The 13,902-nt window shown below is 69.3% G+C and carries 13 protein-coding genes; 8 read left to right on the top strand and 5 right to left on the bottom strand.

Annotated features, from left to right (window positions below; all coding sequences use genetic code 11):
- Positions 1-50 precede the first annotated feature (50 nt).
- Positions 51-1,349, top strand: a complete 1,299-nt coding sequence (locus LQF12_RS12985) for an asparagine synthase-related protein (RefSeq protein ID WP_231053340.1) — start codon at positions 51-53, stop codon at positions 1,347-1,349.
- An 855-nt stretch (positions 1,350-2,204) separates the two neighbouring features.
- Here LQF12_RS12985 and LQF12_RS12980 read toward each other — a convergent pair.
- Positions 2,205-2,627, bottom strand: coding sequence for a lasso peptide biosynthesis B2 protein (locus LQF12_RS12980; RefSeq protein WP_231053339.1), 423 nt, complete (start codon positions 2,625-2,627; stop codon positions 2,205-2,207).
- Positions 2,624-2,905 carry a PqqD family protein gene (locus LQF12_RS12975; protein WP_231053338.1) on the bottom strand — a complete coding sequence of 94 codons (282 nt, stop codon included), beginning with the start codon at positions 2,903-2,905 and terminating at the stop codon, positions 2,624-2,626. Before LQF12_RS12975 ends, LQF12_RS12980 begins: the two co-directional genes overlap by 4 nt.
- A 177-nt stretch (positions 2,906-3,082) precedes the next feature.
- On the opposite strand from LQF12_RS12975, the gene LQF12_RS12970 reads away from it, so the two are divergent.
- Genes LQF12_RS12970 through nadE form a run of 3 tightly spaced genes read left to right on the top strand, consistent with a single transcriptional unit; the run spans position 3,083 to position 6,253 of the window.
- Complete coding sequence (locus tag LQF12_RS12970; RefSeq protein WP_231053337.1) at positions 3,083-3,286, top strand: hypothetical protein; 204 nt, start codon at positions 3,083-3,085, stop codon at positions 3,284-3,286.
- Positions 3,286-5,262 carry an asparagine synthase (glutamine-hydrolyzing) gene (gene asnB, locus LQF12_RS12965; RefSeq protein ID WP_231053336.1) on the top strand — a complete coding sequence of 659 codons (1,977 nt, stop codon included), beginning with the start codon at positions 3,286-3,288 and terminating at the stop codon, positions 5,260-5,262. The genes LQF12_RS12970 and asnB overlap by 1 nt, the downstream gene beginning before the upstream one ends.
- Positions 5,263-5,272: 10 nt before the next feature.
- A complete protein-coding gene (gene nadE / locus LQF12_RS12960; RefSeq protein WP_231053335.1) occupies positions 5,273-6,253 on the top strand; it encodes an NAD(+) synthase in 981 nt (326 codons plus the stop codon).
- Positions 6,254-6,286: 33 nt separating this feature from the next.
- On the opposite strand, the gene LQF12_RS12955 is transcribed toward nadE, so the two are convergent.
- Positions 6,287-7,339, bottom strand: a complete 1,053-nt coding sequence (locus tag LQF12_RS12955) for a phosphotransferase (RefSeq protein WP_231053334.1) — start codon at positions 7,337-7,339, stop codon at positions 6,287-6,289.
- 483 nt (positions 7,340-7,822) lie between these two features.
- Between LQF12_RS12955 and LQF12_RS16460 the strand changes: the two genes are divergently transcribed.
- Both LQF12_RS16460 and LQF12_RS12945 read left to right on the top strand, forming a co-directional pair.
- Positions 7,823-8,257 carry a DapH/DapD/GlmU-related protein gene (locus tag LQF12_RS16460; RefSeq protein WP_290370698.1) on the top strand — a complete coding sequence of 145 codons (435 nt, stop codon included), beginning with the start codon at positions 7,823-7,825 and terminating at the stop codon, positions 8,255-8,257.
- Entirely contained in the window at positions 8,250-10,067 is a 1,818-nt protein-coding gene (locus LQF12_RS12945; protein WP_231053333.1) for an ABC transporter ATP-binding protein, read from the top strand. Before LQF12_RS16460 ends, LQF12_RS12945 begins: the two co-directional genes overlap by 8 nt.
- On the opposite strand, the gene acpS is transcribed toward LQF12_RS12945, so the two are convergent.
- Positions 10,039-10,482, bottom strand: coding sequence for a holo-ACP synthase (gene acpS / locus LQF12_RS12940; protein ID WP_231053332.1), 444 nt, complete (start codon positions 10,480-10,482; stop codon positions 10,039-10,041). The genes LQF12_RS12945 and acpS overlap by 29 nt on opposite strands.
- Before the next feature lie 22 nt (positions 10,483-10,504).
- On the bottom strand, positions 10,505-11,998 hold the full coding sequence (locus LQF12_RS12935) for a class I adenylate-forming enzyme family protein (protein ID WP_231053331.1): 1,494 nt from the start codon (positions 11,996-11,998) through the stop codon (positions 10,505-10,507).
- Positions 11,999-12,150: 152 nt separating this feature from the next.
- On the opposite strand from LQF12_RS12935, the gene LQF12_RS12930 reads away from it, so the two are divergent.
- Positions 12,151-12,375 carry an acyl carrier protein gene (locus LQF12_RS12930; RefSeq protein ID WP_231053330.1) on the top strand — a complete coding sequence of 75 codons (225 nt, stop codon included), beginning with the start codon at positions 12,151-12,153 and terminating at the stop codon, positions 12,373-12,375.
- Positions 12,375-13,610: a glycosyltransferase family 4 protein gene (locus LQF12_RS12925; protein WP_231053329.1), complete on the top strand. Its 1,236-nt coding sequence runs from the start codon at positions 12,375-12,377 to the stop codon at positions 13,608-13,610. The genes LQF12_RS12930 and LQF12_RS12925 overlap by 1 nt, the downstream gene beginning before the upstream one ends.
- The last annotated feature ends 292 nt before the right edge of the window (positions 13,611-13,902 follow it).

Here is a 13,902-nt window from a genome sequence, read left to right as displayed (position 1 = left end):
CGCGCCGCGTGCCGTTGTCCGGCACGCGGCGCGCTGGTGCCCGTGCGGGCATGAGCGGGCGAACGCACGTGGGTGAGGCGGGGATGTCCTACCAGCGCCTGACCGCCCGCGAGCGTGCGGTCGCGGCTCCGCTGGGTGCGATGCCACCCTCGCGTGAGGTGCGCCGCGCTGACGGCCGGCTCAGTACCCGCGCGGCCCTGGAGCAGGCTGTCGCCGGGGCACTCGGGGCCGGGCCCTGCTACGTGCTCTTCTCCGGCGGACGTGATTCCTCGCTGGTGCTGGCCCTGGCGACGCGGGCGGCCCGGCTCGTCGGCGCGCCGCTCCCGATCCCGGTGACCGCCGTGTACCCCGGCGACGAGCGTGCCGACGAGAGCTCGTGGCAGGCGCTCGTCCTCGGCCACCTCGGCCTGACCGAGCGCATCGTCCTGCCGGTGACCGATCAGCGTTCGACGCTGGGCGACCTGGCCACGCGTCACCTCCGCCGGCGCGGTCTGGTGTGGCCCGAGGCGGTGCACACGCAACCGCTGTTCTTCGAACAGCTCGATCCGGGCACGATCCTCACCGGCGAGGGCGGGGACATCTTCGTGGAGGGCCGCCGGATCACCCCCCTCCATCTACTGGTCCACGGGGGCCGGAGACGTCCGAGCGGCGCGCTCGTCCGAGCAGCGGCCATGTCGCTGGCGCCGGGTGCTCTCCTGCGTCGCCAGGTCCGTCGCCGCTGGGCCGACCCCGACCTGCTGCCGTGGCTACGGCCGGCGGCCCGGGAGATTCTCGCCGCGGACGAGGCGGCGCTCCGGGGCCCGTTGCGCTGGGACGCCTCGTGTTGGGCGGACTTCGATCAGCGAGCGACGAGGCTCGGACTGGACAACGCGGTGGTGAGCGCTGCCGAGTACGGCCTCCGGATGCGCCATCCGCTCGCCGAGGCGCCCGTCGTCGGGGCACTCGCCCGGGAGGGTGGTGCCTGGGGGTTCCGCGGACGCACCAGCCTGTTCCGCCGCCTCGGCTCGGATCTGCTGCCGGATGAGGTGCTCGCCCGGCGGAGCAAGGCGGCCTTCAACTCCTCCCGGTGGGGGGAGCGGGAGCGCGCGTTCGCCCGTGAGTTCCAGCCCGGTGGGTTCGATCCGGACTTCGTGGACGAGGAGCGGTTGCGGGCCGAGTGGCTCAGCCCCCGACCGCATCCGGCGAGCTTCTTCCTGGCGCAGATGGCCTGGCTGCACCAGGCGGGGGTGGGGCCGGGGTCGGACCGGTCGCAGGCCGCGGCTGAGCCAGTGCGGCCATCAGTTCCGCGGCCAGGGTGGGCGAGAAGGGAGGGCCCCAGGGGACCCGGGCGACGTGGAGCGGCACGGTAGCGGCGATCGCCCCCATGTCCTGTAGCTGGCGGTCGAGGACGGTGGCGTCCTCCCAGCCGACGATCCGGGGGAACTGCAGGAGGGCGAGCAGCGCCTGAGTGCGGCTGAGCCGGAGAAGCTCCGGTCCCGCGAGGGCGGGGTCGTGGTTCGGTACCGGGATCACGATCGCCTCGAGCGGGAGCCCCTCCGCCGTCGAGGGGGCCATCGAGAGCGCCGCCCGGCCGTCGCCGGTGGTGCGATGTGCCGGTGGGGATCCGAAGAGCGTGGAGAGATCGCCGGCGGCCTTGCGCAGCCGGAGCGAGGCGCCGCCCAGAAAGCAGCGCGGGCGGGCCGGACCGGACTCGGGACCGAGATCGAGGCGGAGCACGTCGTCGGTGATCAGCCGCCCGCCGTGTGCGCACATCACGGTGGCCATGGTCGACTTGCCCATCCCGGAGCTGCCCACGAAGGCCACTGCCACGCCGTCGATCTCCACCGCGCTGGCGTGCAGCACGGGTTCGCCGCGCATGGCGAGCATGAACGAGAGCAGTGTGCCGCAGATCAGCACCCCGACGGTGTCCGGGTCGGCGCCGTGGACCAGGCGTGCCTCGACGATGCGCAGGTCCGCGTCGATCGAGAAGTCGCAGGTCCGGTAGAAGCGGACGAGGTAGCCCTCCCGGGTGCGCACGGCGGTGAAGAGGTCCTCGTCCTCGGTCTGCCGGTGCAGGAGCGTGCGCCCGGCCGGACGCTCCCGTGTGGCCGCCATCGGTGCGACCATCCGGATCCGGATGTCGGGAGCTGCGTCGGCGGGGCGCTGCTCCAGCTTCAGGTCGATCTCGCTGTCGACCACCAGCCCGTACAGCGACGCGAGCGCCATCACCCCTCCGGCGGGCTGGAGGTGAGCGGGTGATAGGCCGGAGCCGCGCCGAGCGGATCGTAGATGCCGGAGTCGAACTCCAACCAGGCGTGCGCCCGGACGGCTCCGTCCACCTTCGTCACGCCGATGACCAGCTCGGGCCCGAAGCGCCGCAGCCGATGGCCCGCGACGAGGGCGTGCCGCAGGCAGGTGTCGTCGAACGGCCAGTGACGCATCACCCGTTGCACGGCGCGCGCCTGCAGGCGCCCGCGCCGGCCCAGCACCGCCTGTCGTGGGGCCACCGTGCTCCCGCCGGTGGTCCGCAGCGACACCCCGAAGATCCGCGCGGTGCGTGGCAGTGGAAGGGTGCGCAGGCAGACCTCCACCGCGCAGGCGCACAGGGCCGCTGCGGTGGCGGCGGTGAGCTCGCGGACGGGGATCACGTGGGATCGTCCGCCGGGTCGACTCCCGCGAGCAGCTTCCGGGTGCGAAGATCGGCGATGAACGCCTCGACGTCCGCCTGCGCTCTCGATCGCGGGATCTCGAACTCGGTCACCAGCGCGTCGGCGAGTTCGTCGACCGTGCGTTCGTGCTCCGAGAGCAGCCGCAGCAGTAGGGTGCCGACGCGGTTGGCGGTGAGGTATGTCGACGTGCGCAGGTCGAGGAGCACCATCTCGCCGTCGATCTCCCGCCAGCTCACGTCCTGCGCTCGCAGTCTCATCAACGACTCCCGTTCCTCGACGGTGGGCACCGCACCGGACCTCTTTGCGGAATGTAGCGCATCGACTCCGGCCGGACAGGAGGAATGGTGACGAACTCCGTGCCGGCCTCGCGGGGTTGTGTCATTCTTTCCCTCACTAGACTGTGCCCGCCACGACGCTGGGATGGAGCAGATCGGATGACCGCTCGACGACGCCGCATCCTGTCCGAGCTCTCGCTCCCGCTCGGGCCCGGGGCGAGCCAGCTCGAGGCGATCGAGATCGCGGTGGCCATCGAGGACGGCTGTGGTGTGACGCTCCCGGACGAGGTGATGAACCCGGCCGATCTCGGTCGTCGCGAGTCGGTCGAGTCGCTCCTGCAGGCGCTCCCCGGCCGGGCCTGATGTGCGGCATCGTCGGGGAGCTCTCCTTCGACAGTGCCCCGGATCTCGCGCTCCTCACCCGGATGCTCTCCCGGCTGCCCCATCGGGGCCCGGACGGCAGTGGCATCTACCGCGACCACCACGTGGGCCTGGGTCACGCGCGACTGGCGATCATCGACGTCGGCGGCGGCGCGCAGCCGATGGGAAACGGCGACGGCTCGGTCTGGGTCACCTTCAACGGTGAGATCTTCAACTACATCGAGCTGCGCCGCGAGCTGCTCGCTCTCGGCCACCGGTTCAGGACCAGCAGCGACACCGAGGTGATCCTGCACGCGTGGGAGCAGTGGCGGGAGGGGTGCTTCCCCCGGTTCAACGGCCAGTGGGCGCTCGCGATCTGGGAACGGGACCGGCGGCGCCTGATCCTGTCCAGGGATCGTCTCGGAGTGAGGCCGCTGTACCTGACGCGGGTGGGAGGCCGGCTGCTGTTCGCCTCCGAGGTGAAGGCGCTCTTCGCCGATCCCCGCGTGCCCCGGGCCTTCGATCGTCTCGGGTTGGCCGAGACGATGACGTTCTGGAGCCCGGTCGCCCCCCGCACGGTGTTCTCGGGGATCGAACAGCTCCCGCCAGGGCACGTCGCCTTCGTGGACGAGCGGAGCCACCGGACGGTGCCGTACTGGCAGCCCGAGTTCCCGCCTCGGGGCGGCGAGGAACCGCAGGACCTCGAGCGCAACGCCGCCGACGTGCGCGAACGCGTCATCGCGGCGGTCCGGCTGCGGTTCCTGCGCAGCGACGTCCCGGTGGGCGCGTACCTGTCCGGTGGGCTCGACTCCGCGATCACCGCGGCGGTGATCGCGGCCTACACCGAGGCGCCGCTGCAGACCTTCTCGCTCCGGTTCGCCGACGAAGATTTCGACGAGGGGCCCTTCCAGGCCACGATGGCGCACCACCTCGGCACCGAGCACCACGAGGTGACCGTCCGTGCCGAGGATATCGGCGCGGTCTTCCCTGAGGTGGTGCGCCATGCCGAGATGCCGGTGCTCCGCTCCGCGCCCGCGCCGATGTTCCTGCTCTCCGGCCTCGCTCAGGACCACGGGTACAAGGTCGTGGTCACCGGCGAAGGTGCGGACGAGGTCTTCGCCGGCTACGACCTCTTTCGCGAGGCACGTCTGCGGGAGTTCGTGGCGAGGAACCCGGCCTCGACCGTCCGGGCGCGCGGTCTGGAGCTGCTGTACCCGTGGCTGACCCGCTCACCGGGTCAGGTACCGGCCTTCGCGCGGGAGTTCTTCGGGCGTCACCTCGATACCGCCGACCCGGCCATGTCCCACCGGACACGATGGGACACCAGCGCGGCACTATTGCGGATGACCGTCCCGCACCCCGACTGGGATGCCGACGTCTCCGGACCGCTCCTCGCGCGTATGCCCTCCGGTCACCGGGAGTGGGACCCGCTCAGCCGCGCGCAATGGCTGGAGATGTCCACGCTGCTGTCGGGCTACATCCTCGCGGCGCAGGGCGACCGGATGCTGATGGCGCATTCGGTCGAAGGCCGTTTCCCCTTCCTCGACCCGGACGTGGTCGACCTCGCCAACCGCCTGCCGGCCCGCCACAAGCTGCTCGGGCTCAGCGAGAAGCACATCCTCAAGACGGCGTTCCGGGACCTGGTCCCGGAACGGATCCTCTCCCGGCCCAAGCAGCCCTACCGCGCACCGGACGCCGCCAGCTTCTTCGCGGGCAGGGGGCAGCCATGGGTCGACCAGGTCACCTCCGGCGACGCGGTCGCGGCCGCGGGTGTCTTCGAGCCGCGGGCCGTCGCCGCGCTGGTCGGCAAGTGCCGCCGGACAGGGGGAGTGCGGATGAGTAACACCGACAACATGCGGATCCTCGCCGTGCTCTCGACCCAGCTCATCCACCGACACTTCATCGCCGGCGACGCCTCGTCGGATCAGGATCGGGCGCCGGCGGCCCCCATGACAGTGACCGATCTGGTGCACGGGTAGGAGACAGAAGATGACGCAGTCCTTCGGCCGGGAGTCCCTCGACCTCGACCTCGAAGCGGCGGCCACCGCCATCGGTGAGCGCCTCACCGCCTACCTCGCGCGGACCCGGAGAAAGGGCCTGGTCGTCGCGCTCTCGGGCGGCATCGACTCCAGCGTGGTCGCCGCGCTCGCGTGCCGCGGCCTCGGCCCGGAACGGGTGTTCGGTATCCACATGCCCGAGCGGGAGTCCTCGCCCGAGACCCTCAGGATCAGCACGAGTCTGTCCGATGCCTTCGGGGTCGATTCGGTGGTCGAGGAGATCTCGGCGACCTTGGACGCCGTCGGGGCCTATGCCCGCCGGGACGAGGCCATCCGGCTCGTCTGCCCGGAGTACGGGCCCGGTTACCGATCGAAGATCGTACTGCCCTCGGTCGTGGACTCCGACAGCTACCGGCTCTACTCGGTCGTGGTGCTCGACCCCGACGGCCGGCAGCAGCAGTACCGGTTGACGCGGGAGGCCTATCTGGGGATCGTCGCCGCGACCAACTTCAAGCAGCGGGTGCGCAAGATGCTGGAGTACTACCACGCCGACCGGCTGAACTACGCGGTGGCGGGCACACCGAACCGGCTGGAGTACGACCAGGGTTTCTTCGTCAAGCTGGGCGACGGGGCTGCGGACGTCAAGCCGATCGCGCACCTGTACAAGAGCCAGGTCTACGCCCTCGCCGCACACCTGGGGGTGCCGGAGGAGATCAGGATGCGTCCCTCCACCACCGACACCTACTCGCTGCCCCAGTCGCAGGAGGAGTTCTACTTCTCGCTCCCGCACGAGCAGATGGACCTGTGCCTGTACGGGAAGAACAACGACGTGCCGCAGGAGGAGATCGCCCGTGCCGCCGGTCTCACGGTGACACAGGTCGACCGGGTGTTCCGCGACATCGAGCAGAAGCGCCGGGCCACCGAGTACCTGCATCTGGAACCCGTCCTGGCCGGGGACGTCCCGGAGGTGTGAGCCGTGAACCCGCCCCCGGTGGCGCGCTCCGGCTCACCACCGCTCCAGCTCGCGTAGTGAGTCGAGGAGATGGGAACACCACGACGCCAGCAGGTCCGGGTCACCGACGCGACCGGCGAGGTGGCTACCGACCGAGTTCAGGATGGATTGGGCGCACTTCACCCTCATCGCGAGCTCGACGGCGTCCCGGTCCGTGCGACGGTGTGAGGCGTCCTCGTATGCCGCGAGGAATGCATCCACTCGACTGCGCTGCGTTCCCACGAGTACCACGGCGGCCGCACCGACCTCGATGACGGGCGGTGCATACATCGCATTGTCGAAGTCGAGCAGGGCCCGGAGGGTGAAGTCCTCATCGAAGATGAGGTTCTCCCAGTTGATGTCGTTGTGGATCGCGATGGGCTCAGGCGAGGTGCGCAGGGACTGGGCGGCGAGCCGGTCGGCCGACCTGGCAACGCCGGGGAGGTTCCCGATGATCCATCGGTCGAAGGTCGACTTTCCCGGCTTGAGGCGCACCATGTGCATCGCCGAGAGCAGCGGGGGGCGTGGCCGAAGGCGTCGTAGCCGCCGGGAGGCGCGGGCGGGTCCCGTCAGCAGGTCGTCGGCTCTTGCCGCGGGTGGTTCGCCGGGAGGGCGAGGGAGAGTGCCGGCGACGGCATGCATCGTGCCGAGCGCGGTGGCGATTCCGGGCACGAAGCCCGGGTGGCGTGCGATCACCCGATCCCGCTCTGCGATCGTGGTCTGCCGACCATCGACCCAGGCGTGCAGCGAGTAGTGTGCGCCGCCCTCCTGGACGAGAGTGTGACCGCTGTCGGACTGTTGGATCGGGGCCACCGGGAACCCGACGTCGGCGAGCCGCCTCTCCAACGTCTGGGCGAGCTCGAGGCGCTGCAGGTCCGGCGTGGACGAATGGCACTTGACGACCCAGTCGGCGTCGCCGGCGCGCACGCGGTAGTTCTCGTTCTTGAGCCGTCGAGTTAACGGCTCCACGCGTTCCACGGAGGAGTCGGCGAAGCCGTACCGGGCGAGGACGCGCCGCACGGCGCGTTCAGCAGCGGTCGGGCTCCCTGCTGGGCCGTGAGCGGGCATGCACGATTCTAGCGTCGCTCGCGGCTGTCCTGGTGGCGACGGTGGGCCGTGCGCCCGAACCACTGTGGCCGAACTCGGGACGGGATTCGTGTGCTCGGCTAGCCTGGGGGTCTCAGGTGCCTTCATGGCCCCTGGTCTCACCACGGGCGTGAGGAGAACTGTGGACCACAGCGTCAACCGGCGATGTCCGGCCGCGACCACCATCGACTGTCGTGGCTCGCGATCGGTACCACGGTGAGTGCAGGACGTGTGCTCCGAGCCGGTGCCGGAAGGCTTCGACGGCGTCTGGAACGGCGCCGCCCCGGCGCCCTGCCGCCGCCGAGCAGGCTGGATCAGCGGTCTGATCTGCGCGAGTACGACATCGGACGCTACACGTGGGGGCATCTCGTCGTGTCGTCACGAACGCCCGGTTGCATGCTGCGGATCGGTCAGTTCTGTTCCTTGGCCTACGGCACCAGAGTGCTCCTCGGGGGTGAGCACCGCGTGGACTATGTGTCCACCTACCGCTTTCCGGCCTACCCACCCTTCAGTGACTCGTTCGGGTACCTCGCCGACCGCACATCGGTCACACACGGCGATGTGGCGATCGGCAACGACGCCTGGATCGGGCACGAGAGCGTGATCCTCTCGGGCGTCACGCTCGGCGACGGGGTCGTGGTGGGAGCAGGGAGCGTCGTCCGCCAGAACGTTCCGCCCTACGCCATCGTCGCAGGCAACCCGGCCCGGGTGGCCGGCTTCAGATTCCCCCCCGCTCAGATCGAGGCGCTGTTGCGGATCAAGTGGTGGGACTGGAGCGAGGAACGGCTCATCGAGGCGATGGAGTTCATGATGACCGACGATATCCAGGTGTTCATCGACCGGTACGACACCGACCCGGGCCGCGCACGCGGGACGACAGCGACCACGCACCGTGAATGACGCCGGTGCGGGTGAGGGCCGGTCGCGCCCGGGCCCGATCCGCGCGCTCTTCCGTGTCCGCCGGTCCTGGCGGCGGCTCTCCCCGTTCTTCCAGGCATCTCGGACCCGGATAGCCCTGCTGGTCGCGCTGGCGGTGGTGACGGGACTCGTCGAGGCCGGGTTGCTCGCCGCCATCGCCGCGATGGCTGCGGCGCTCGCGGTCGGTGATCAGACGATCACCCAGCAGTTCGGGAGCCTGTCCCTGGAGACCTCGCGCACTGCTGCGTTCGCCATCGCCGTCGCGATGGCGCTCCTTCGTGCCGGCCTGCAGGTCGGGCTCGCGTACGTGCCGGCCCAGATGAGTTCGAAAGTCCTGGCCGACCTGCGCAATCAGCTCTTCCAGTCGTTCACGGCGAGCACCTGGTCGGTGAAGGCGAGCGAGCGCGACGGCGCTTTCCAGATGCTGATGACGCGCAACGTCACCAATGCGGCCCAAGCGGTGATCAACCTGGCTCTTGCGGTGACGGCGACGATCATGTTCCTCACCATGGTCGTGGCCGCATTCCTGCAGAGCTTTGTCGCGGCCGCCGCTCTCATGGCCTCGGCGTTCATCCTGTTCGTCGCGCTCCGCCCGTTGTCGCGCAAGCTGCGCAGACACGCCAAGCAACTGAGCACCGAGGAGATGGAGTTCACGAACACCGTCCAGGAAGTCGTCCTGATCGCCGAGGAGACCGAGGTCTTCGGCGCGACCGAGACCTACCGGTCCGGTTTCCGCGATCAGGTCGAGGAGGTCCGCCGGCCCCACGCACGGACGCGCTTCCTGGCTGTCGTCGTCCCCGCCCTGTACCACAGCGTCGCGTTGCTGCTCCTGGTGATTGCGCTGATCGCCATCTCGATCTCGGGCATGGCTCATCTCGCAGCACTCGCTGCTGTCATCCTGATGCTCATCCGTGCACTGACCTACGCTCAACAGATCCAGTTCTCGCTGACCGGGATCGATGAGCGGCTGCCGTTCATGAACCAGATCGTCGATGCGCTCGAGCGGTATCGGCTCAGTCCGCAGCAGGACGGACCCGACAGCCTCGACGGCATCCAGAGCCTGGCGCTCTCGCACGTCACCTTCGCCTATCGGGCCGGGCAGGAGGTCCTGCACGACGTCAGCTTCGAACTCGGCCGGGGAGAGGCGATCGGCGTGGTCGGCCCCTCCGGCGCGGGCAAGTCCTCGATCGTCCAGCTCCTGCTGCGATTGCGCGATCCCGACTCGGGGGCCGTGCGGGTGAACGGCCGCGACGTCCGGGAGATCAGCCGGTCACAGTGGCAGGCGAAGGTCGCCTACGTTCCCCAGACCTCGCAGGTCGTCTGGGGCACCGTCCGGGAGAACATCCGTTTCTATCGCGAGTGGATCGACGACGACCAGGTGGTGGCAGCCGCGAGGCGTGCGCACATCCACGATGACGTCATGTCCTGGCCCTCGGGCTACGACACGATCATCGGGCAACGCGCCAGTGCGGTCTCCGGCGGGCAGCGCCAGCGGATCTGTCTCGCACGGGCGTTGGCCGGAGACCCGGAGGTCCTCGTGCTGGACGAGCCGACCAGTGCGCTGGACGTCCGCTCCGAGGAACTCGTGCAGGAGTCGCTCCGGCTGATCAAACAGCACACCATGATCATCCTGATCGCCCACCGGCTGTCGACCCTGTCGGTGTGCGACCGGATCGTCGTGATGGTCGATGGCCGCGTCTCGGCGATCGGCTCGCGCGAGGACCTGATGCAGCGCAGCGACTTCTTCCGCGAGGTGAATCAGATCACTGGTCGTCACGGCGCGGGGGAGTGACGGTTGCTGCCGCAGCCATGGTCAGAGCTACCGCAGTAGCCGTCGCGTAGGTTCGGTCGTGGGAGAGTGACAGGTGCACGGTCACGACTCCAGCCTGCTCGGCCAGGTCCCGGATGGATCCGTGCACTCGCACCCCTGGCAGTCCCGCAGCGGTCCGGGTCACCTCGATCTCACGCCATCGTGGAGGCCCGGCGCCGGGGATGCGCAGCGATTTGAACACCGCCTCCTTCGCCGCGAATCGTGCCGCGGCGTGTGGCGCCGGTGCGCTGCGAGCGAGGCAGTACTCCACCTCGTCCTCGGCGAACCAGCGCTCGAGGAACCGGCGCCCGCCGCGCTCGATCAGCCGGTCGAACCGTGCGACGGCCACGAGATCGGTGCCGATGCCGAGGACAGTCATCAGGTCGGGCCCGTGCACGGACAGCTCCCTCGATCGGGGTTCACGAACCGGCGGCCAACGATTTCAGCTCCGATTTCAGGACCTTCCCGTTCTGGTTGAGCGGGAGCTCGGGAAGGTGTCGTACCTCGTGTGGCACCAGATGCCGCGCCAGGCGCTCGCGGCAGTGGGCGAGGACGTCCTCCGGAGTGATCGCGGCGTCCGGCGGGCTCGCGTAGAACACGACGATCGCCTCGCCGGCGTCGTCGTCGGCTCGCCCGACCGCTGCGGCGCTGCTGACCCCGGGGATGGCGACCACCGTGTCCTCGATCTCGTGGCTGGACACGCGGTAGCCCCACGACTTGATGAAGTCATCCTGCCGGTCGACGATATAGATGTAGCCGTCGTCGTCGACCTCGGCCAGGTCGCCGGTCCGCAGCCCGCCGTCGACGAACTTCGCGGCTGTACCGGCGGGATCGTTCCAGTAGCCCTTGGTGATGCTCGCACCGTGCGCGAAGATCTCGCCCACGACGCCGGGCCGGACCCGATGGCCTGCGGCGTCGATGACGGTCAGCGAGACGTCGGGGAGTCCTCGCCCGATCGAGCCCCGACGCTCCCATCGCAGCTCGGGGGGAAGATAGGACATGCGTGAGGTTGCCTCGGTGGCGCCGTACATCACGAAGAATCGCGCGCCGGGGTGCGCGGCAGCGAGGCGGTCGATCTGCGGCTGCGGCAATCGTCCGCCTGCCTGCTGCATGGTGCGCAAGGTGGGCAGGCTGGTGGTCGCGAAGGAGCTGGCGCGCAGGAGCAGCTGATAGGTGGAGGGGACGCCGGCGATGCCGGTGCACCGGTCGCGTCGGATCGCCTCGACCACCGTCTCCGGGAAGGCGAAGGTGTCGCAGATCGAGAGGCTGGCTCCGGTGCGCAGGTGAGTGTGGAGCAACGACGCGCCGTAACAGTAGGAGAACGGCAGGACGACGAGCATGCGGTCGCGGGCGTGCAGATCCAGATACCGGACGATCGAATCGGTGTTCACCTGGATGTTCCGGTGGCTCACCCGCACCGCGCGCGGTCGCGACGTCGTGCCGGACGTGAAGGCGAGTACCGCGTCGTCATCGGGGTCGACGGGACGGATCACGTCCGGTCCGCCCGGCTGTGGATCGGTCGTCGCCGTCTCGTCGGCGACACGTCGCGCGGACGAGAGGACCGAGGCGAAGCGCCGCGTCAGGGTCGAGTCGACGAGGAAGGCCTCGCAGCCGACGAACTGCGCCTTGAGCAGCACATCCTGAGGTGTCAGAGTCGTCGCAAGGGGCACGACGACGTGCCCTGAACGCAGAATGGCGAGGTAGGCGGCGGCCCAGAACATCGAGTTCCTGCTCAGCAGGCCGATCCGTGCACCCGCCTCGAGGTTCCATGTCGTGAGGCGCCGGGCCAGCACCCGGACCGTCTCGTGCAGGTGTGCATAGGTGTGCGCTCCCGTTCGATCGATGACGGCGACCTCGTCCGCGTGCGCAGGCTGCAGGAGATACTCACCGACGTTCGCGGATTGCTGGGTCACCTGCACTCCTTCGTCAGAGCCGGAAATTCCGCGAATTCTCGGGATGAACTGCGCATGAATAGGATACCGTGACCGTGTTCGGCTTGGGAGTCTTTTCTGCGAGTGAGGACACGATGGAAGACGCAGTGCGGAACCAGATCCGAGAATTCATCGTGACGAACTTCCTGTTCGGCGATACCGCCCGGATGCCGGAAGACACCCAGTCGCTCCTGTCGTCCGGAGTGGTCGATTCCACCGGGGTCCTCGAGCTGGTGGAGTTCCTGGAGGACGACCTCGGGGTGGCGGTGGCGGACCAGGAGACGGTCCCCGCGAATCTGGACAGTATCGAGAACATCGCCCAGTTCGTGGTGCGGAAGCGAGCCGGGACGCCGGTCTGATGCCCGGCGCGCTTCGCCGGCGCCGCCGCGCCCGCACCTCGCGACCGGCGCACGTCGTGATCATCATCCAGAACCTGCCGCTGCGACTCGACCGTCGGGTACGCAACGAGTGCTCGGCGCTGCTCGACGCCGGTTATCGGGTGAGCGTGATCTGCCCCAAGGAGGAGCCGGGCGAGGCCGACCGGCACGAGATCGACGGTGTCGCGGTGCACTCGTATCAGGCACCGGTCGGCGCCCGCGGACCACTCTCGTACGCGCGGGAGTTCGTCATCTGCTGGCTGCAGGCCGCGCGCCTGAGCCTGCGGGTGAACCGGGAGGCGCCCTTCGACGTGCTGCAGGCATGCAACCCGCCCGACACGTACTGGCTCCTGGGCGCGCTGTGGAAGGTGCGGGGCCGTAGGTTCGTCTTCGATCAGCACGACCTGTGCCCGGAGGTGTTCGAGGCGCGCTTCGGCAGGCGCGGCCCGCTGTACCGGGCGCTGCTCTGGCTCGAGCGCCGCACCTATCGCGTCGCCGACCGGGTGATCTCGCCCAACCCTGCCTACCGTGAGGTGGCCGAGGCACGAGGTGGGGTCCCGCGCCGCCGCACCGCCGTCGTGATGAGCACGCCGGACGCCGGGCGGATGCGTCGGGGCGAGGACCATCCTGAGCTGCGCGGTACCTCGGATCATCTTGTGTGCTATGTCGGGATCATGGGCCCTCAGGATGGCGTCGGAGCATTGCTCGCGGCGATCGACGCGTACGTCCACCAGCTCGGCCGTCTGGATACCCGGTTCGCCCTTCTCGGCTTCGGTGACAGCCTCGAGGGTCTGCGTGGTGAGTGTTCACGACTCGGTCTCGACCGCTGGGTGACCTTCACCGGTCGTGTGGACCACGAGGAGCTCGGGCGGTGGCTCTCCAGTGCGGACGTCGGTGTCACACCGGACCCGCAGAACGAGTTCAACCACCGATCGACGATGAACAAGACCCTGGAGTACATGGCCCACGAGGTCGCCGTGGTGGCGACCGACCTGCGCGAGACCAGGCGATGCGCCGCGGGTGCAGCTGTCTACGTGTCGGGGGAGGACCCGGCCGAGAGCGCGCGCGCGATCGCCGAGCTGCTCGATGATCCGGCTCGCCGTGCGCGGATGGGTCGCATCGGACGCGCTCGGATCGAGACCGAGCTGGCATGGGCACTCCAGGCGCGGAACTATGTGCGGGTCTTCGACGCGCTGACCGCGACGCCCGCGCGCTGATCGCGGAGCATCAAGGCCGTGAACAACGATTGGGGCCCTGACCACCCGCCATCGGTGAGCACCTCTTGTTGCGTGACTCACGCACGTTCGTGTCGGTGCATGCCGATGGGTGACCGTGGGCACATACAGAGATCGACGACAATAGCCAGTCGACACGCATACTGTTACGGTCTCGTAATAAAGCGGCCCTCGCCGGGTCGCACATGTCGGGTCACCGGACGTACTGCCTGTGTCCTGGGCCGGAGTCGTTCTTGGGGGCCGGGACCCGACTGCGCTACAGCGGTTGCCCCAG

It is taken from the genome of Ruania suaedae, assembly GCF_021049265.1.
Lineage (GTDB): Bacteria > Actinomycetota > Actinomycetes > Actinomycetales > Beutenbergiaceae > Ruania > Ruania suaedae.
Note: the sequence above shows the minus strand (reverse complement) of the source record. Positions and strands in the feature narration are given on the sequence as shown.